This window comes from Spirosoma jeollabukense (assembly GCF_054777855.1).
Genome location: NZ_BAAHAD010000002.1, coordinates 1159561 through 1178347, shown reverse-complemented (window position 1 = coordinate 1178347; position 18787 = coordinate 1159561). Strand labels below are relative to the sequence as shown.

The window sequence follows — 18787 nt, the reverse complement described above, 5'->3', positions numbered from 1 at the left end:
TATGCGAGGCCTCTTTTTTGCACTATACTTAACCCTGCTCCTGGCACCCTGCATCCCGCTACTGGCCCAGGATCTGGTCAGCAATCGCCAGCGGGACATTGTCTTCAAATCGGTTAATGTAATTCCGATGGACCAGGAGCGGGTCCTTGAAAATCAAACGGTTGTCGTGAAAGACGGTAAAATAACCGCGCTCGGTACCGATGGGAACGTGAAATATGGTAAAGACGCGTTGGTGGTCGATGCAAAGGGCAAATTCCTGACACCCGGCTGGGCCGAAATCCACGCGCACGTGCCACCCATCGACGATATCGAGCCGATGAAAGAGGTGTTGATCCTGTACCTGGCGAACGGCATCACGACCATTCGGGGGATGCTCGGCCATCCAAGACATCTGGAACTGCGTAGTAAAATTAACAGCGGTGAAATTCTCGGCCCACATTTCTACGCAACGGGTCCATCGTTCAATGGACAAACCGTAAAGACGGCGGAACGCGGTGCCGAGATGGTACGCGAACAGAAAGCGGCTGGTTACGACTACCTGAAATTACACCCCGGTCTTACGAAAGAAACCTTCCCGGCCATTGCCAAAACTGCTAACGAAGTGGGCATTCCGTTCGTGGGGCACGTATCGTTTAATGTGGGCGTCTGGCGGGCAATTGATGCGGGCTATTCCTCCATCGATCATTTAGACGGCTTCGTTGAGGCCCTTGTGCCGCGATCCGATACGCTGGCGGAGCCGGAAACGGGCTTATTTGCTTCCTGGATTGCCTACCGGGCTGATGAAAGCCAGATCCCTAAATTAGTGAACGGATTACGCGAAAAGCATATCCGCGTGGTGCCTACGCAGGCACTAGCCGAGCGCTGGCTTTCGCCCCTGCCGGCCGATGCGTTTACGAACGATCCGGAGATGAAATACATGAAACCCGAGCAGGTGAAGGGCTGGGAGAACACAAAAAAGGGCTATCTCGACAACCCGAATTTCTCGAAAGAACATGCCGAAAAACTGATTCAGATTCGCCGGAAGTTGATTTTAGCCTGTCAGAAAAATGGCGTTGAGCTGTTGCTGGGCTCCGATGCACCCCAAATATTCAACGTACCTGGCTTCTCCATTCATCACGAAATGAAGTACATGGTCGACGCCGGATTGACGCCTTACGAAACACTACGTACGGGCACGGTTAACGTAGCATCGTACCTAAAAAAACCGGATTCCGGCACGATCAAGACGGGTAACGTATCCGATCTGGTCTTGCTCAGTGGTAACCCGTTAAAGGACATCACCCAAACCAAAAATATTGAGGGTGTGATGATTGGCACCAACTGGCTATCAAAAGATTACATCCAAAAGGAACTTAAAAAACTGGAGAAGCAATGATTTTTCGAGAGGATGAACAGGGTTTTAGCCTTCAGTTATTTACGCCTAAAATCCTGTTCATTCGGTAAATCTGTCCATACAGATGCCTCCATTCACCTGCGTAAAAATTGACGGCAAATCTATTCCTGCTCCAGCTTTACTTTAAGTGCTTCCAGCTCACGTTTTTTTACGCTATACAGGCGGTGTTCCCAGCCGCTGGCAAAATAAGTGATACCAAAAAAGATCAGTAGACACAGTGATAGCCAAACCGATTTCCCGCTTTCCCAAAAGCCCAGCAGACTCAGGAGGCCAATCGGTACTATGTTCCATCGCATTAATTGGGACAGACGAACCTGGTAGGTGGCCATTGATATCGCATGGTTGAGTTCGCCGAGCAGCGAACGATCAAATGTATCGCCACTTTTTAGTCGGCGAATCCGACTCACCAGCACATACAAAGCGGTCCCGAGCATCCAGGCCGACATGAGGTACAACGACAGGTTTGTCGGCGGATTAAAATAATTCAGTCCGAGCACAAGGCTTCCAGCGCCCATATTCACTGCCACCAAGAGTAACTCGCTAAAATTGGCGATATGGCTTACCTTTTCCTTCTTCACCAGAATGCGCTTGTGTAAGGCCGTTTCATTAATAACCCAGCGTGACTCATGAGTTTGGGAATCCCAGATTTTTTGCAGTTCGTCAAATTCCATAGTGGTCCTGTTGTTTAGATTTCGTGATAAGCTGTTTTTTAATTCGATTGATTTTCACCCCAACATTTGATTCCGAGATACCAACGATCGTAGCCATCTCTTTGTAGCTGAACCCATCCAGCAGCAAGAGCGTAATGGAGCGATCGACTTCATCGAATTTGTAAATTTCCTCGTAGAGCCATGTCAGGCGTTCGTCAATCTGAACTTTGGTTTCTTGTAAAATAGCCTGTACGTTGTCGAGCGTTTCCTGAGCTTCCGTATGTTTCCGCTCTTTACTCACCCATTTCAAGGCCGTATTGAGCGCTATACGATAGATCCAGGTGGTATTGGACGATTGTTGTCTGAACGCGGGAATGGAGCGCCATACCTGAATAATGATCTCCTGGAAAAGATCGTCCTGATCCATGGCAGTTACAGCATAAGCGCGCACGACTTTAAACATGAGCGACTTATAGCGGCTAAGCCACGTGTCAAAAATATGATTCTGTTCGATTTCACTCATGAGCCCGCTATTTAGTCTATTAGTACTCAACAGAGACTGAATTCTTACACGCGGACGAATTTTTTGAGCGGAACGATTGGCAGACTGTTAATACTATTTACCCGCGCGATAGGCCCGGATTCGACTAAGCGACTGCGGTTTAAAATTACCCGGCAGTCTCCGGAAATCGTTGAAACCCGTCAGCCTGTTGTTTCGTTAGTTCGATCAGTTGCTCCAGTTGTTTTTTGAGGTCTGCTAACGTAGTAACCAGCTGATTTTCCACCTCCTAAACCCCTATCTAGGGTTTTCCCTAAATTTCGACAGCGTTGGGTTTTCACTATTCTACATACCTACCCAATAGTCCTATTTTTGCCAAACAAAATTCTATTTAACAAGATCAGGGCACGAACCTATTGAATTTTCAGCTGGTTATTTTTCAATAAGGCAAGATGCCAAAGCGGTGTTTCTGCACCTAACAAAAGCGTTTTTTAATGATACGAGTACTAATAGCGGATGACCATAATGTTTTTGTTGAGGGCATCGAATCGCTTATTACAGGAGCGCCGGATATTAAAGTAACCGAGCGCTGTTATACGGTCAAATCGGTTATAGAACGCTTGAGTCAGACGACTGTCGATGTGGTGTTACTGGATATTTCATTTCCACAAGTCGACGATGGCCTGGGCCTTTGCGAACACATAACCCGTACCTATCCCAACACAAAAGTGGTAGCCCTAACCATGCACGATGATGCGAGTCTGATTAAACGAGTCGTAAAAAAAGGCGCTAAAGGTTATTTGTTGAAGAATACAACGAAGAATGAGCTATTACAGGCGATCCAGACGGTATACCATGAGAAGCAATATTTCAATGACATTATCATGCACATTCTGCTGAATGATGGCCCGAAGACGCGCAAATCGACAGCTGGAGTTGGTGTCAAGCCGAACCTGACACCCCGCGAATCAGAAGTGCTGACACTCATCGCTCAGGGTCTCACAACACAGCAAATGGCCACTCAATTGTTTGTAAGTGCCAAAGCCGTCGAATTTCACCGCAGTAGTTTACTGCTGAAGTTCGGCGTTCCGAACACGGCCTTGCTAATCAAGAGTGCCATGGAAATGCAGTATATTGATTGATAGACGCTTAGCTGTGATAACTACGTTACGAAAGCCATGTTCTACTTTACCCGTGTGTTCAACATGGTGGTTAACTATTTTTTTGCTTTTTAATACATACAGTGGCGTTCAACCGGTAAAGGCTTCATCGGAGTCTGGGGCAATTGATACGTTAAAACAGGAAATTAGGCAGTTTATTCAAGACAAAAAATATGGAAAGGCGGCAAATGCATACGATCGGTTAGGCGGACTGTACCACCAGCACTATGGGTACAATAAATACACCATGGACTCCTACCTGAATGGCTTAAAATATTACAGCCTGATGGGCGATTCTTTGGGGTATTATAATGAGCACATCGTTATTGGTGATTACTACACGCATGATTACTTCATGCAGTCGTATGCGGAGAAGTACCTGCGGAAAGCCCAACAATATTTTGAGCGAACCCATACTATCCCTAAAGTCATCGAATGCCGACTGGGATTGGCCAATATCGCTCAGAATAAAGAGCCAATGCCCGCCGATCTGCTGACTCAACTGCGCGAAACCGAGCGATTGAGCAGCCAATACAAACAGGCGTATTCACAGGCTTATGCCATGAATCTGCTGGCCAATACCTATTCACGCGTCAAGAAACCTGATTCAGCCGATTATTTCGCTACGAAGAGTCTGGCTATGTCGCGTCAGTTGAACGTTAAGTGGCTCATTGCCCTGAATTACTTTTACCTAGGCATCGTCGAACAGTTCCGCAATCATTCGGCGGAAGCGATTGCAAACTATCAGAAGAGTTTTGACCTGGCTGAAGCAGAGCATAACCTGTCTATGTTACGGGAATTATCCCGACATATGGCCGATAGCTACTCCCGAATGGGTGATAATAAAAACGCGTATGCAGCCTCGTTAAAGGCACTTGATTTCACGAACCAGTTTTACACGTCGGAGCAGACGAAAAGCATTCGATTACAGGAGCTTGATAGTCAGATAAAAACCCTGGCCGTTGAGAAACAACTGATTGAAGAGCAAAGCCACAACCAGCACGTACTGAATTCCATGCTGGCGATTGGCCTGCTGATCAGCGTGTTAGGCGTAGGAGCTTTGGTATTTCTGCGACGCCAGCAAAAGTTGATCGCGCATCAGGAAACGGTTATTGCCCGGCAACAGATTCGGCAATTAGAGCTAAAATCGCTGCGGGCCATGATTGAGGGGCAGGAAGGCGAACGGAGCCGCATTGCCCGTGACCTGCATGATGGCCTGGGTATTCAGCTATCCAGAATCAAGCTGTTCGTTGAGGCACATCAGGAACAATTGCCCTTGTCAGTGAAAGAACCTTTGAACCAGTTTTTAGATGAAGCCTGTACTGAAACCCGGCTGATTTCCAATGATTTGCGGCCCTATGCATTATCTACGTTTGGCCTTATGCCAGCCCTGGAAGACTTGGTACAAAAGCTTAATCTGGTTAATCAGACCAACCTGATTCTGGAACATTACGGTGAAGTTCCAGAGCTGGGCGACGAAGCCTCTGTTATGATCTACCGGGTTGTACAGGAGTTATTGAATAACGCCCTTAAACACGCCCATGCTCAGACGATTACGGTGCAAATCATGACCAGCGACGAAACTACATTGATCAGCGTCGATGATGATGGGCGGGGGGCAGATTTCGAGAATATACCGCCAAAAGGCAATGGCATCGCCAATATTAAATCACGCATTGCTTACCTGGGCGGGCAGGTTATGTGGCAGAGTGAAGCCGGGAAAGGCACCTCTGTCATGATTTCGCTGCCCATGCAGAAGTTACTTAAAGCTACACCAGTCATCAGTTAAGTACCAGTACGTCCGACTGAAAATCAGTCAGCCTGTCTGGTATAATCAGAATTATCTACTAAGTCTATTGTTTAAATTAACTCTCAATTTTTCATGATTAAACATGTGCTTTCGGGGGCTTTCTTCCTGAGTAGCTGGATAGTTGTCCAGGCACAGGAGCAAGCCAGTACTCGTGCAGCTATGGCCAAAAACCCGCCTGCACTGGCAACCATAAAATCGGCAACAGCCAGCACCAATTCACTAGCCGATACAAAGGCGCTGATCAAGGGGGTGGTGTCTGACGAAAAAGGAAATACGCTACCGGGCGCAACCGTATCGGTCAAAGGCACCACGGCGGGAACCACAACCGATGTAGAAGGCCGGTTCTCGATCAATATGCCAGCCGGAGCGAAAGTGCTGGTGATTTCCTTTATCGGCATGAAAACGCAGGAAGTTGAGGTGGGTGCGCGAACCAATCTGAACATTACGCTCCAAACGGCCGACCAGTCGCTGGATGAGGTGGTCGTTCGGATCGGCTACGGCACCGCCAAACGGTCGGATGTTACGTCGTCGATCACGACGGTGAAAGCAGCTGATTTAAAAGACATTCCGGCGGCTGGTATCGATCAGCTACTTCAGGGAAAAGCCGCCGGGGTAACCGTCACCAGCAATGGTGGACAGCCCGGTGGTGGCGTCTCGGTTAAAGTGCGTGGCGTTACGTCGATCAATAGTAATGACCCCTTGTTTGTCATCGACGGGGTGCCGTTTGTAGGCGGCAATACGTCGAATAGCACGGGCTATGCCGGCCTGGGCGGGGGAGATGGTCAGACGGGTAATAGCGTGATGGCCATGCTGAACCCGAACGACATCGAGAGCATCGACGTATTGAAAGATGCCTCAGCCCAGGCTATTTATGGCTCACAGGCGGCCAACGGGGTCATTCTGGTCACCACCAAAAAAGGCAAATCAGGCGAAGGCAAGATCAACTATGAAATGTATACGGGCGTTTCGGAAGTAGCCCGGCGGCTGGATCTGATGAAGTTACCGGATTTTGCCCGGTACCAGAACGAAGTCCTGCCGATCATTGGCAACCCTGTAGCCGATGAGTTTAAAAACCCCGATCTGTTGGGCAACGGTACCGATTGGCAGGAGGCTATGTTCCAGCATGGCAAAATAAACAATCACCAGCTGAGTTTTTCGGGCGGTAAAGACCGGACGACCTATTACCTCTCGCTCAATTATTTCGATAACAAAGGCATATTGCTGGGATCGGATTTTAAACGGTATGCGTCTCGTTTCAGCCTGGATACCCAGTTGAAAAGCTGGGCCAAAGTGGGGATTAGCGCCAACGTATCACGTAGTATCCAGAACGTATCGCTGGCCGATGCCGCCGAAGGAACCATCTGGTGGGGCGCTTCGACCAGCCCACTGACGCCGGTGAAAAATATTGACGGAACCTGGGGCGGTGGCCAAACAGTGGGGGGCGTCCAGTATAATGGGTCAAACCTGGTCGGCAACAGCCAGTTCCGGGGTAATACCAAAACCTCGAACAATATTTTCGGTAGCCTGTACGCCGAGTTGCAGTTCACGAAGGACCTGTCGCTTCGGAACGAACTCTCTTACTCGCTGGGGCAGGACAACAACGTTGCCTTCCAAAAGGCAGGTAACGTTGGTAGTACGTCGTTTCGCAGCAAATTGATTGACTCCCGTTCGGACAGCTATTACTGGTCGCTCACCAATTACCTGAGTTACAACAAAAACCTCAGCAAACATGGGATTCAGGCAACAGTAGGCCATCAGGTACAAAACTCGTATTATCAGTCTATCTCGGGAACCAAAGTGGATTTGCAGGCCAATATTTTCGACCTCAACACGGGTAGTGCCGATCAAACTACCTGGGGCCTGGGCGGGGGCAAAGGCCAGTGGGCCATGGAGTCTTATTTTGCCCGGGCCAACTATACGTATGATGATCGATACTCGCTGTCGGCTAGTTTCCGAACGGACGGTTCGTCGAACTTTGGCCCAAATAACCGCTGGGGCTACTTCCCGGGCGTTTCGGCTGGCTGGACGATCTCGAACGAGAAATTCATGAAAGGGCCCATCGCCAATGTCCTGAGTTACGCCAAATTACGGGTAGGATACGGTGTGGTTGGTAACCAGAACTTCCCCGGTGGGGCGCCCAATCCAGCCTACGTTGGCGCGGTGCAATTCTTCTCCGGCCCGGTGGGTTTCGGCTCATCGAATATGATCAACGGCATTCCCAACCCGGACCTGAAATGGGAGTCCGTCAAAACGGCCAACGCCGGGGTTGATCTGGGCTTCTTTAACGGACGTATTGACGCGACGATTGATGTCTATAAGAAAGTGACGTCCGATATGATCATTTTCCTGACCGGCCCCAATCTGATTGGCGTGGGCGACCAGTGGGACGATTTGAAAGCTCCCCTGGGTAATGCCGGCCAGATGACCAACACGGGTGTCGACATTGGCCTGACAACCACGAACATCAAAAACGATAAATTAAGCTGGAAGTCAAACGTCGTGGTTACGCAATTCACTAATCGCTACGATAAGGCAGCGAGTGCGGCCTCGGCACTGGATGGTAAGGTGTATTACAACAACTACCTGATTACGCACACCACGCCCGGCAGTCCGGTGGGTTCATTCTGGGGATTAAAAACGGATGGTTTATTCCGTACGCAGGCCGAGCTGGACGCCAGTCTCCCGCAGTTTGGCTACAAGGTGAACCAGACCGAAACCTGGCTGGGTGATGTTCGCTTTAAGGATATCAATGGCGATGGCAAGATTGACGCGCAGGATTATACGTTCATTGGTAGTCCATTGCCGAAATTCAGCTGGGGCTTTACGAATACCCTCAATTATGGCGACTTCGATTTCTCGTTGTTCCTACAGGGCAGCCAGGGGGCCAAAGCGTTCAACTTTCTGCGCTGGCAGTTGGAGGGGCTCAATAATGCCTACACCAACCAGCTAAACACCGTAACGGATCGCTATACCGACGCCAACCCGAACGGCGCCTTGCCCCGGTTTACCAATACGAATAAGAACAACACGGCCATGTCGGACCGCTACGTTGAGGACGCATCCTACTGGCGTATTCAGAATATTACACTGGGTTACCGACTGCCAAAAACGCTGGTGAGCAAAGTGCACGTATCGAACCTGCGGATTTACGGGACGATTCAGAACCTGAAAACATTCACCAATTACTCGGGCTACGACCCTGAAATCGGCGCTTTTAACAACAGTATCAAACTGATGAATGTAGACACCGGCCACTATCCAAACCCACGTACGTTCACGATAGGTGCTAATCTGCAATTCTAAAATTAAACTTACCCCCAACCCCTAAAGAGGGCTTCAGTTGATCTCTGAGGCAGGGCAAGCCCCCTTTAGGGGGTTGGGGATAAAAACTAAAGACATGAAAATCAAGCCATTATATGCCCTGATTCTTCCGGCGGTGCTGTTGTCCTCCTGCTCGAAAGATTTCATTGACCGGCCTTCGCTATCGGGCACCACAACCGGAAACTATTACAACAATGCCGACGAAGTACGGGCCGCCACCAGTACGCTCTACAGCGGCCTGCCCTGGCGCAATTACGAAAGCCGGGCGCAGGATGCCATTGGCGACGTAATGGGTGGAAACATGTTTACCTACACCGATGTCGAATACCTGAACTTCTCGGTCTCATCGGCCTCTGATCGCGTTGGCGCGGCCTGGGGTGCGTTTTACAAGATCATTGGCTATGCCAACGTCATGATGAAAACGTTTGAAGAGAAGAAAGCCGCTGGTGGGGGTGCGGCCTACCTGGACCCGGCCATTGCCGAATGTCATTTTATTCGGGGTACCCTGTATTTCTACATTGCCCGTACCTGGGGAGCTGCGCCGATCATTACGGATCCGGGTGCTACGGCTCTATCTGGCAATTTTAACATCCCGCGCTACCTGCAAAAAGACGTGCTTCGGTTTGCGCTCGACGAATTAAAACTGGCCGAAACGGGATTACCCGAATCGGACGTATCGGGCCGGTTGACGAAATATTCGGCGAAGGGTATGATGGCCAAGCTGTATCTGTATAACAAGGATTACGCAAACGCGAAGGCGAAAGCAGAAGAGGTTATCAATTCGGGCAAGTATACGCTGGTGGACGATTACATGGGTATGTTCACCAAAATGAGCCAGAACAATAACGCGGAAACCTTATTCTCGATTCAACACCAACTGGCAGGCGACCCCTGGGGAACGGGCAACATCAAAAATCCAGACCGGGGTGCCGGTGCCTTGCGTACCGCCGAAGCCGATGCCTGGGAAATGTATGTTCCTTCCCTCGATCTGCTGAAGGAATATGAGTTTGGTGATTTGCGCCGGAAATGGTCGGTGATGGAACAGGGCTGGTCGAACCTGAACTGGAAACCCCAACGCGCCAATGCGCCTAAATACAACGCATTCATGGCCAATGGCTTTAAGTATGATACGTTGCAGCCTACGGAAGATGGTGGTAGTTTGAGTCCTACGCGTTCTAACATTGTCAAGTACTTTGCCGGTCCCGGGAAAAGTTTTGGCGGTGAAGCCGTTTTAGGTCAGAATTCGGGCAACAATGTTGTGCTCCTGCGCTATGCCGACATCCTGTTGATTTACGCCGAGGCTACGTTGGCGGGTGCCGCATCGACCACCGATGCCAAAGCGCTCGACGCACTGAATAAAGTAAGGAGCCGGGCCGGCCTGACGCCCAGAACATCCTTTACACTCGACAATATCCTGCACGAACGCCGGGTCGAGTTTGCCTTCGAGGGCGACTACTGGTACGATATTCAGCGGCAGGGATTCGCCAAAGCGAAGTCGATTATTGAGAAGCAAAACCGGGGAACGGTGACGGGATCAAACTACGTCACTACGTTCACAGAAGACAAAATGTTTCTGCCAATCCCGGCGGGTGAGATCGTCCAAGACCCTGAACTGGGAAAAGATCCGGTGCCTTATTACAACTAATTCCCCACAAGCAATCCGATGAAATTGACTAGATTAAATCGCATAGCGGGCTTATTCTTTCTGACGATAGTAACCGCTTTCTCGATAAGCTCCTGCACGAAAGATACGGACGGAAGCCCCCAGATTGCCCCTGGCAACCCCGTCGCTACCAGGCTCATGCCGGACTCGGCGGCTGGTGGATCACTGGTGACCCTCACTGGCACCGGACTGGGAGACATTCGCAGTATCGTTTTTGAAAAAGGGAACGTGCCCGCCGGATTTCAGTCCACACTTAATACGGAAGGGGCCATTCTTTTTCGGGTACCTAGTGAGGTGTTGGGCGGTATGCAGAACATTATTTTCACCAACAGCGCGGGCAACACCCTGAAGGTTCCGTTCAAAGCGCTGGCGTATCCAACCGTGGCGTCGGTCTCAAATTATAATTTCACAAAAGGCACCGTCATCACCCTCACGGGCAACAACTTCGACGACGTTACGGCCGTTACGCTGACGGACTCGGTCAAAGGGATTTCGGACCCCGTAACGGTTGTCTCCAAAGCAAAAACGCAGTTGGTCGTCCAGATGCCGGCTTCGTCATTGAACCGGGCGAACCTTCGGATAACAAATGGCACCGGGCGAATGACTTCCCCGCAGGAATTTGTGAATGTCGATAAAGCCTACCAAGTCTTTACGGATGCGTATGGAACTGGTTTCCAGGATGCTTCCTGGGGAGATGCCGGTGCTGTATCGACCAAAGAGTTTGCTTCAGGAACGGCATCCGTTGGTAAAAACTTTCAGAAAGGCAACTGGCATTTGATCGCGTTTGCCAACAATTCAACATCAGCTATTCCGTACTCGGCTGAGTATACCTACGTAACGGGTTGGATCAAAGGCGCTTCGGCCGATTATTCGCTTTATCTGACGACGGATGCGGGCAAGGCTGGCTTCGGCGATTTTGTTGAGTCGAATAAAATCAACGTAAAAGCGGGTGTTTGGAACTACTTTAAAATCAAGCTCTCTGACATGGACTTCTGGTTGCCGGGAAAAACCCTTAAGCAGGTCGGCTTCCGGATTCAGGGACCCGATAAACAGGACGAAACGTTCTATTTCGATGACATCATGCTGGTAAAATAAAGGAGCGACACATCTTAACTTCCCGAAAGACTGACACTTTCGGGAAGTTTGTTTAGAGATACATTTTACCCCTATGCCATCACGTTCATTGACTAAATTTACGCAGCCTCTTTATCAGAAATTCCCCGTTTCCTGCCTGGCTATTTTTCTCACATACAGCCTTTCCAACTGCAAAGCGGCTGAGCTGACACCGACAATTGACACGGCACAGAAATCAACAACGCCTGTGCTACCAACCAAGCCAGCAAGTCAACTCATTAACCTCCAGGCTACTCCATCAACAAAAAACCTGTTCACGTATTTGACGAGTCAGTATGGGCGTAAAGTAATTTCGGGGCAACAGGATGATGTGGAATACGTACTGGAGAAAACCGGCAAAGAGCCCGCCATTGGCGCATTCGATTTGATGGATTATTCTCCTAGCCGGGTCCAATATGGTACTATACCAACCCGCACCAGCGAAACGATAATTAATTGGGCAAAAAAGGGCGAAGGCCGGGGTATTATCAGCTTGTGCTGGCACTGGAACGCACCAGCAGATTTGATCAATCAAGCGCCGGATAAACTTTGGTGGAGCGGCTTTTACACCCGCGCGACCACGTTCGATCTGGCAGCCGCGTTGGCCGACAAAGACGGGGAACGCTACAAATTTTTGCTACGTGATATTGATACGATTGCGGTCCAACTCAAAAAATTTCAGGAGGCCGACGTACCCATACTCTGGCGACCCCTGCACGAAGCGCCCGGTGGCTGGTTCTGGTGGGGTGCCAAAGGCGCTGGCCCATTCAAAGAACTGTGGCAGATTCTGTACGACCGACTGACCAACTATCATCAGTTGCACAACCTGATCTGGGTATATACCGGCACGGATACCATCCCTGCGGACTGGTATCCTGGTGATCAGTACGTCGATATTGTGGGGCTGGATGTATACGCTGATTCAACCGCCACGCTGAGCGCTAACTGGAGCAGTACGCAAGCGCAGTTCAATGGCAAAAAGCTGGTTACGCTATCAGAAACGGGTAATTTACCCAATCCTGACAAAATTCGTGGTGTTGGCACGTGGTGGTCCTGGTTTGCGGTCTGGACAGGCACGGACTGGATCAGGAAACAACCGCTTGATCTGCTGAAAGCGGCCTATTCAGATGCTGATGTTATTAGCCGGGATGAACTACCGAACTGGCGGCTTCCCTAACAAGGCGTGTGCAATTCCTCTATACCGTGTCCTATGTTTGTCAAGTCACGCTTCCAGCCGGTCAGGCTACTGCTGTTTATAAGTCTGTTGATGGTCAGCCTTGGCTATGCCGGTCCCCGGCCACAACTAATTGATCCAAATGCCACCAGGGAAACCAAAGCGCTCTATCACAATCTGCACAAACTGGCCCGAAAACATATACTGTTCGGGCACCAACATGCTACCGAATACGGTCATGGGTGGAGTGGCGATTCAGGCCGTTCGGATGTTAAATCGGTGACGGGCTCCCATCCCGCCGTTATTGGCATCGACTTCAGTGGTTTATCGGGTCGATCACCCGAAACCATCGAAAAGACAAAGGCATTGCTGCGAAAACAGATTAGTGATACGTATGACCGGGGCGGAGTGGTTACGGTGGCCTGGCATTTTACCAATCCGGTAACTCCCCAAACGGGTTTCAATTGGAAAGATTCGGTTTCGGCACCGGCGGTAGCTAACCTTATACCGGGCGGATCTCATCATGAGCAGTACAAAACAATTCTAAAAACGCTGGGCAGTCTGGCGGTTTCAGCCAAAGGACGGGATGGCAACCAGGTACCTATGTTATTTCGGCCCTACCATGAACTCGACGGAGGCTGGTTCTGGTGGGGAAAGCCTCACTGTACACCAGAAGATTTTAGAGCGCTCTGGCGGTTCACTGTTACCTATCTGCGCGACAGTTTGGAAGTCCACAATTTCCTTTACACCTTTTCGCCGGATTGCCTCTATAAAACCGAAGCGGAGTATCTGGACCGCTACCCCGGCGATGCATGGGTCGATGTGGTGGGCGTAGATAATTACGCTGATTTCGGCCGTAATGGCCATTACAATCTCCCGGCGGGGATTGCCAAACTCAAGATTGTCTCCAACTATGCCCGGAAGGCCGGTAAACTGGCGGCCTTTACGGAAACCGGCCTTGAGTCTATCCCCGACACGACCTGGTGGACAGGTTCACTACTAAGCGCCTTAAAAGCGGAAAAAGTAAAGCTGGCTTACGTATTGGTCTGGCGAAATGATACACGAAGCCCAACCCATTATTACGCTCCCTATCCGGGGCAGGGCAGCGTTCCCGACTTTTTGCGATTTTACCGGGACGCTTATACGCTGTTCGAAGCTGATCTACCCAAACTCTATCGGCGCAGAAAACTGCTTATTTTTTAACGGTCCTGAACCCAGTACAGTAAGTCAGTAGCCCGCAGGCCAACTATCTTTCACTTTCACAGGTTTAACGGGAAAGAAAGCCGCGCCATTTACCGGCCCTTGCGCATTACAATCGTTTACGATCGCACCGGACTTTCCGTTTAATAGAATACTATGAATCTATCGATTACGGGCTACTCGACAGCTTTGTTCGCAACCTGGTACTTCATCGAAGAACTCCGCTTGCTTTTCGATGCCGGCGACGGAGTGGCTCCTACCCTGCTGCAAAAGTCCCGGAAGATTGACCACATTTTTCTGTCACATGCCGATCGGGACCACCTTACCGGTTTACTACGGCTCAATGAACTCATTGCGCGGGAAGGGCTCCCCCGCCTTTACTTCCCGGCGGACGCCCGTTCCATTCCAGCGCTGGAAGATTTCTCAAAGCAGTTCGATACCCGCGTCGGTCAGACAAGCTGGCAGGGATTAGGCCATCAGCAACATGTTTTAATCCAGAAGGACACCTACGTACAGACTCTTCGGAATAACCACGTGGCCATGGCTCAGCCTCAGCAGGTGAAAAGTGTGAGTTATCAGCTCTATCAACTCAAACATAAGCTCAAAGCCGAACTGGCAGGTCTGCCCCAGGCGCAGCTTACCCAGATAGCTCTGGAACATGGTCGGGAAACGATGACCGAGTCGATCCGAACCAATCTGATAGGCTATTCCGGCGATACCCCCGCCGACCAATTGGCACAATGGGATCACACAGGCATCCTGATTCATGAAGCCACCTTTTTACGCCGTGAAGATCTGAAGGAGATAGACCCTACGCGCAACCGTCACAGTACCCTGGAAGAGGTATTAAGGCAGGTGGCTCCCCTGAAAATTGACACCTTGATTCTGGGTCACTTTTCGTCCCGCTACTCCGCCGAGGAGATCGATTTGGCCATCAGGAAATACTGCCGGTACTATAAAGTTCAGATACCTGTTTACCGTTTGTTACCGGGGCAGGTACAGTGGAATATTTTGCAAAGCCAACCAATCAATTAACGAATAACGAAAGGGACTCTGAACGCTTCTGTTACTACGTACCAGCTTAACCTGAAGTCTTTGACGTACAAGCCATCCTGTCATAAACCACCTTCTTTCCTTTCAGCAAAGTCGATTAATTTCTCCTCCATCAAACCTGTAACAGCCACGCTAAAAAGAAGTAAAATCAATCTCGAAAAAACAGTTAGATTATTAATAATCAATTAGTTAACTTTTTACTATTTACTGAACACGGGAGCTATTCGAGGGTTAGTTATGTTATAAATCTGTATGGGTATGCGCCGTTCGGCTCGGTATTTATCCGCTTTTCTACTCCGTTATGACACCTGAATTGTTGCCCCTTTCGTCGGTAAAACCGGACGTTCAACCCCTGATCAAGTCACCTCGTCTGTGGATGCCCAGGCGAGTCGTCTTTACGGCCGACGCCCTCAACGAACCTTATGGACAGGCTATCTACGAGCGCCTTTCAGCCCTTGGCCTGCCCATTGAAGTCGCCAAAAACAACCGCATCACCGGGCTGCGTGGGGCCGATGAGCGGGAGACGTACCGTATTGCCAAAAATACCTTAGCCATTGTGAACGCGCCACCGAGTGCCTTCAAACTCCAGCCCATTCCCCCTTCGGCCGACTGGCAGATGAACCTGGCCGAAGGTTGCCCGGCCCACTGCCATTACTGCTATTTAGCCGGTAGTCTGGCGGGTCCACCCGTCGTGCGGGCCTACGCGAACCTGCCTAAGATGCTCGCTCACACGGCTACCTACGAAGGTACTTACCCACCCAACCGGAGCTGGCAGGGCAATGACGCGAACCGCCCGACCACATTCGAGGTTAGCTGCTATACCGACGTACTGGGCATTGAGCACCTGACTGGTGGTCTGGCCGAGTGCATCCGGTATTACGGAACGCGATCGATGGGTCATCTGCGTTTTGTGTCCAAGTACGACCAGGTGGATAGCCTGCTTGACCTGCCCCATAATGGGCATACCCGCGCCCGCTTCAGCCTCAACGCTGACGTAGTAGCCCGGCGTCTGGAGGGTGGCACAGCGTCGGTAGAGGCCCGGTTGCAGGCGCTCCGAAAACTGGCCCTGCCCAAGGAGTCGGGCGGTGGTGGTTATCCCATTGGCTTGGTCATTGCACCCATCATGCCCATTCCCGATTGGCGCGAACATTACACCATCCTGCTCGACCGCATCGCCGAGGTTATCAATTTTCCCTGCGACATGAACGTTGAGTTTATCAGCCACCGCTTTACCCCTGGTTCGAAAGACGTACTGTTGCAGTGGTACCCGAACACACCGCTGGAAATGGACGAAGCGACGCGGGCCGAAAAGCGCAACAAGTTCGGTGGTACCAAGTACGTGTATCGCCCCGAAGAGATGAAGGAAATGAAGGCTTTCTTCTATGCCGAGTGGCAGAAGCGCTTCCCCGACGCACCTATACTCTACTGGACGTAAGGCAAACGACCCTGTTCATTAAGTAGTAGCAAAACCTTACTGCTTAATGAATTTCACGGTCCGGAGCTGATCGTTTACGGTGGTGTGCAACAGAAAGGTACCCACTGCCTGATGCCGAAGGTCGAAACGCTGCCGTTCTGAACGACCTGCTTTCTGAATGGTAGCCTGCTCGATTAATCGACCACGGGCATCGTATAGCTGCATCCCAATTGATTGATTTTCAGCCCCCGTAATCTCTACCAAAGCCGTTTCGTGCGCAGGATTGCCCAGAACCCGCACCGATAGTTCGGCAGCTGAATCGTCCGCAGCCTGTCTTGCCCGGCCACAGGCGGCCTTACTATTGAACACATACGTAACAACCCGACCCTGTTGACGAGCCCTGAGCAGCAACGGCTGAGCATCGGAGGCCGTACGCAGGGCCGGGTCAACAAATTGATCAGGATTAGTTGTCCAGTCGGTAACCCCACTGGCGGCATACTCGATTGGCGACCCATCTCCTCCCGTACTGTGAAAGGTTATAGCGCCAGTCTGGCAGTTATAGGTCGGGGCAACTAATTTTAACGTATCACCCTGGGCCGTCGGCAGATTTGTACGACAATAAGCACCCAAATCAAAGGAATACCGAACCGTCTGACCGCTTTGTGACGCCTGTATCACAATCACCTTGGGATCGTTGCGTAACGCCTGCTCGACTGTACCAAAAGTATCGGTGCCACTAGTACGCGTGATACCAGGAGCTGTAAACGTAATGGGTGAGCCGTCGCCCCCACTCGTTTGAAATTGAATAAAACCCGTTTGACAGTCATAGATTGGTCGCAACAGGCGAAGCGTCGCAAGCTGGGCTGACGTTCCCAGTTTCAAAATCCAGGTGGCTTTCGCAGCCGTCATTTTTCCCTGTATGTCTCCATCAGTCGACGTCGTGGTACCAATGACCAGGTAGCCGCCATCATCAGTTGGCAGCAAATCAGCCGGCACATCGACCCCTGCCCCCCCAAAGGTTTTAGTCCAGTTGAGCGTAGCCGATATGGAACCGTTTGCAAGCCGAAAGTCACCATTGTTGGTGAGTGCTGTGTCAAGAAAGGTTAGGGTGTTTACGCCGTCACTCGCCAACGAAACGGGCGAATTGAATCCTGGCAGAGACGCCAGCACGGCCCCATCACCCGCCTGGTTTGGCGCAATCGTAATCGCCTGTCCGGCAGCACCCATGCCAGTTCCCAGGGCGATGTACGTATTATCGCTGGCGGGTTTAGCCACCACCGCCAGAATAGCCGTCAGGTTGGGATACAGCTGTTTCCAGGTGAGATTATGCTGCTTATCCAACTGAATGGCGATCCCTTTACTCTCTGTCGTTGCCACATTAACCGCACGGCCGACCAGCAAATAGCCTTGATCGGATACGGGTAAAATCTGACGGATAAGCACCGAAGTGGGTTGGGCGAAATCCGGCAAATTGATTCGCCACTGAGCTACAATATAGCCCTCTGAACTTAGTTTGGTTAGGGCCAGATAGGATCGACTATCCACATACGAACCGGCCACAAGGATACTCCCGTCGGGGTCGGTTGCCAGGCCGGTCGCGGTCAGTTGAACCTGCGGCCCTGCGTCTGCCCGTGCCACCGTTCTGGTCCAGGTGCTGTTGCCAACCGAATCCAGTTTGGTAACGTAGTACCGATTCGCGCCGTCTAAGGCCAGCGCTACAAATCCACCATCGTTTGTTGAGGCCAGCGCCAACGTCTGTTGAACAGCGATCCAATTTGTCGAGCTATCGGCATACGAGCCCGGCACTGACGTTGTCCAGCTCGTCTGCCCGGTCGCAGTGAGAGCCATTACACGGTTACCCACTAAAATACCATAGCCACTACGGGCCGACTTCACTGCACGTAGACTGGATGTCTGGGTCGTGTTGTTTTCGTCAATCACGCGCTGCCATTGGGCAACAGGTGGCTGGAGGGTTTGCGCCTGTGTACTGAACAAACAGCTTACTGCCCAGTACATAGCAAAACCATAAAGCGACTGTATCAGGTAGTGTTGACTCATAGAATGAAGCTAATAATCGGTTTGACTACAGTACGTTTTAGCCCGGTCAAGGTTATAAATACCCCAAAAAATTGAGCTAACGGCGATTCCGTGGTATGAAGCCCAGGGCTTTCGCCCAAGCCTGTCTACAGATCATCACGTAAGCAGGGAGGAGACACGTCCCCTACCCCTGCCTGAAAAATTCTTTTGGTAATAAACCTAACTTTCTGCCTACGCCGATAACCATTTACCAGTCATGCCGTTACCGGAATCAGAAAGCAAACTAACTCAACTTCGTTT

The 18787-nt window shown here is 50.7% G+C and carries 13 protein-coding genes; 10 read left to right on the top strand and 3 right to left on the bottom strand.

The window, feature by feature from the left end:
• Position 1 precedes the first annotated feature (1 nt).
• The gene (locus ACYVEA_RS13255; protein WP_461113905.1) at positions 2–1375 is read left to right on the top strand and encodes an amidohydrolase family protein; all 1374 of its coding nucleotides are present in this window, start codon (positions 2–4) and stop codon (positions 1373–1375) included.
• Between the two features lie 119 nt (positions 1376–1494).
• Here ACYVEA_RS13255 and ACYVEA_RS13250 read toward each other — a convergent pair whose 3' ends face one another.
• Both ACYVEA_RS13250 and ACYVEA_RS13245 read right to left on the bottom strand, forming a co-directional pair.
• Positions 1495–2064: a hypothetical protein gene (locus ACYVEA_RS13250; protein ID WP_461113904.1), complete on the bottom strand. Its 570-nt coding sequence runs from the start codon at positions 2062–2064 to the stop codon at positions 1495–1497.
• Complete coding sequence (locus ACYVEA_RS13245) at positions 2054–2566, bottom strand: RNA polymerase sigma factor (RefSeq protein WP_461113903.1); 513 nt, start codon at positions 2564–2566, stop codon at positions 2054–2056. Before ACYVEA_RS13245 ends, ACYVEA_RS13250 begins: the two co-directional genes overlap by 11 nt.
• A gap of 470 nt (positions 2567–3036) precedes the next feature.
• Between ACYVEA_RS13245 and ACYVEA_RS13240 the strand changes: the two genes are divergently transcribed.
• From ACYVEA_RS13240 to ACYVEA_RS13200, 9 genes are all read left to right on the top strand, one after another.
• Entirely contained in the window at positions 3037–3684 is a 648-nt protein-coding gene (locus ACYVEA_RS13240) for a response regulator (RefSeq protein ID WP_461113902.1), read from the top strand.
• A gap of 82 nt (positions 3685–3766) precedes the next feature.
• A complete protein-coding gene (locus ACYVEA_RS13235) occupies positions 3767–5491 on the top strand; it encodes a tetratricopeptide repeat-containing sensor histidine kinase (RefSeq protein WP_461113901.1) in 1725 nt (574 codons plus the stop codon).
• Between the two features lie 93 nt (positions 5492–5584).
• Positions 5585–8815, top strand: a complete 3231-nt coding sequence (locus tag ACYVEA_RS13230; RefSeq protein ID WP_461113900.1) for a SusC/RagA family TonB-linked outer membrane protein — start codon at positions 5585–5587, stop codon at positions 8813–8815.
• Between the two features lie 94 nt (positions 8816–8909).
• Complete coding sequence (locus tag ACYVEA_RS13225; RefSeq protein ID WP_461113899.1) at positions 8910–10478, top strand: RagB/SusD family nutrient uptake outer membrane protein; 1569 nt, start codon at positions 8910–8912, stop codon at positions 10476–10478.
• An 18-nt stretch (positions 10479–10496) separates the two neighbouring features.
• Complete coding sequence (locus tag ACYVEA_RS13220; RefSeq protein ID WP_461113898.1) at positions 10497–11591, top strand: IPT/TIG domain-containing protein; 1095 nt, start codon at positions 10497–10499, stop codon at positions 11589–11591.
• Between the two features lie 73 nt (positions 11592–11664).
• Complete coding sequence (locus ACYVEA_RS13215) at positions 11665–12786, top strand: glycosyl hydrolase (protein WP_461113897.1); 1122 nt, start codon at positions 11665–11667, stop codon at positions 12784–12786.
• 33 nt (positions 12787–12819) lie between these two features.
• A complete protein-coding gene (locus ACYVEA_RS13210) occupies positions 12820–13986 on the top strand; it encodes a glycoside hydrolase family 26 protein (protein WP_461113896.1) in 1167 nt (388 codons plus the stop codon).
• A gap of 153 nt (positions 13987–14139) precedes the next feature.
• Complete coding sequence (locus tag ACYVEA_RS13205; protein WP_461113895.1) at positions 14140–15018, top strand: MBL fold metallo-hydrolase; 879 nt, start codon at positions 14140–14142, stop codon at positions 15016–15018.
• Between the two features lie 319 nt (positions 15019–15337).
• Positions 15338–16471, top strand: a complete 1134-nt coding sequence (locus tag ACYVEA_RS13200; protein ID WP_461113894.1) for a spore photoproduct lyase family protein — start codon at positions 15338–15340, stop codon at positions 16469–16471.
• Between the two features lie 36 nt (positions 16472–16507).
• Here the strand turns inward: ACYVEA_RS13200 and ACYVEA_RS13195 are convergent, their stop codons facing one another.
• A complete protein-coding gene (locus ACYVEA_RS13195) occupies positions 16508–18508 on the bottom strand; it encodes a T9SS type A sorting domain-containing protein (protein WP_461113893.1) in 2001 nt (666 codons plus the stop codon).
• Positions 18509–18787: the final 279 nt, after the last annotated feature.

Excerpts from the sequence above, each read along its gene's own strand:
- ACYVEA_RS13255 (WP_461113905.1), top strand. The coding sequence starts at position 2 with ATGCGAGGCCTCTTTTTTGCACTATACTTAACCCTGCTCCTGGCACCC.
- ACYVEA_RS13250 (WP_461113904.1), bottom strand. The coding sequence starts at position 2,064 with ATGGAATTTGACGAACTGCAAAAAATCTGGGATTCCCAAACTCATGAG.
- ACYVEA_RS13245 (WP_461113903.1), bottom strand. The coding sequence starts at position 2,566 with ATGAGTGAAATCGAACAGAATCATATTTTTGACACGTGGCTTAGCCGC.
- ACYVEA_RS13240 (WP_461113902.1), top strand. The coding sequence starts at position 3,037 with ATGATACGAGTACTAATAGCGGATGACCATAATGTTTTTGTTGAGGGC.
- ACYVEA_RS13230 (WP_461113900.1), top strand. The coding sequence starts at position 5,585 with ATGATTAAACATGTGCTTTCGGGGGCTTTCTTCCTGAGTAGCTGGATA.
- ACYVEA_RS13225 (WP_461113899.1), top strand. The coding sequence starts at position 8,910 with ATGAAAATCAAGCCATTATATGCCCTGATTCTTCCGGCGGTGCTGTTG.
- ACYVEA_RS13220 (WP_461113898.1), top strand. The coding sequence starts at position 10,497 with ATGAAATTGACTAGATTAAATCGCATAGCGGGCTTATTCTTTCTGACG.
- ACYVEA_RS13215 (WP_461113897.1), top strand. The coding sequence starts at position 11,665 with ATGCCATCACGTTCATTGACTAAATTTACGCAGCCTCTTTATCAGAAA.
- ACYVEA_RS13210 (WP_461113896.1), top strand. The coding sequence starts at position 12,820 with ATGTTTGTCAAGTCACGCTTCCAGCCGGTCAGGCTACTGCTGTTTATA.
- ACYVEA_RS13205 (WP_461113895.1), top strand. The coding sequence starts at position 14,140 with ATGAATCTATCGATTACGGGCTACTCGACAGCTTTGTTCGCAACCTGG.
- ACYVEA_RS13200 (WP_461113894.1), top strand. The coding sequence starts at position 15,338 with ATGACACCTGAATTGTTGCCCCTTTCGTCGGTAAAACCGGACGTTCAA.
- ACYVEA_RS13195 (WP_461113893.1), bottom strand. The coding sequence starts at position 18,508 with ATGAGTCAACACTACCTGATACAGTCGCTTTATGGTTTTGCTATGTAC.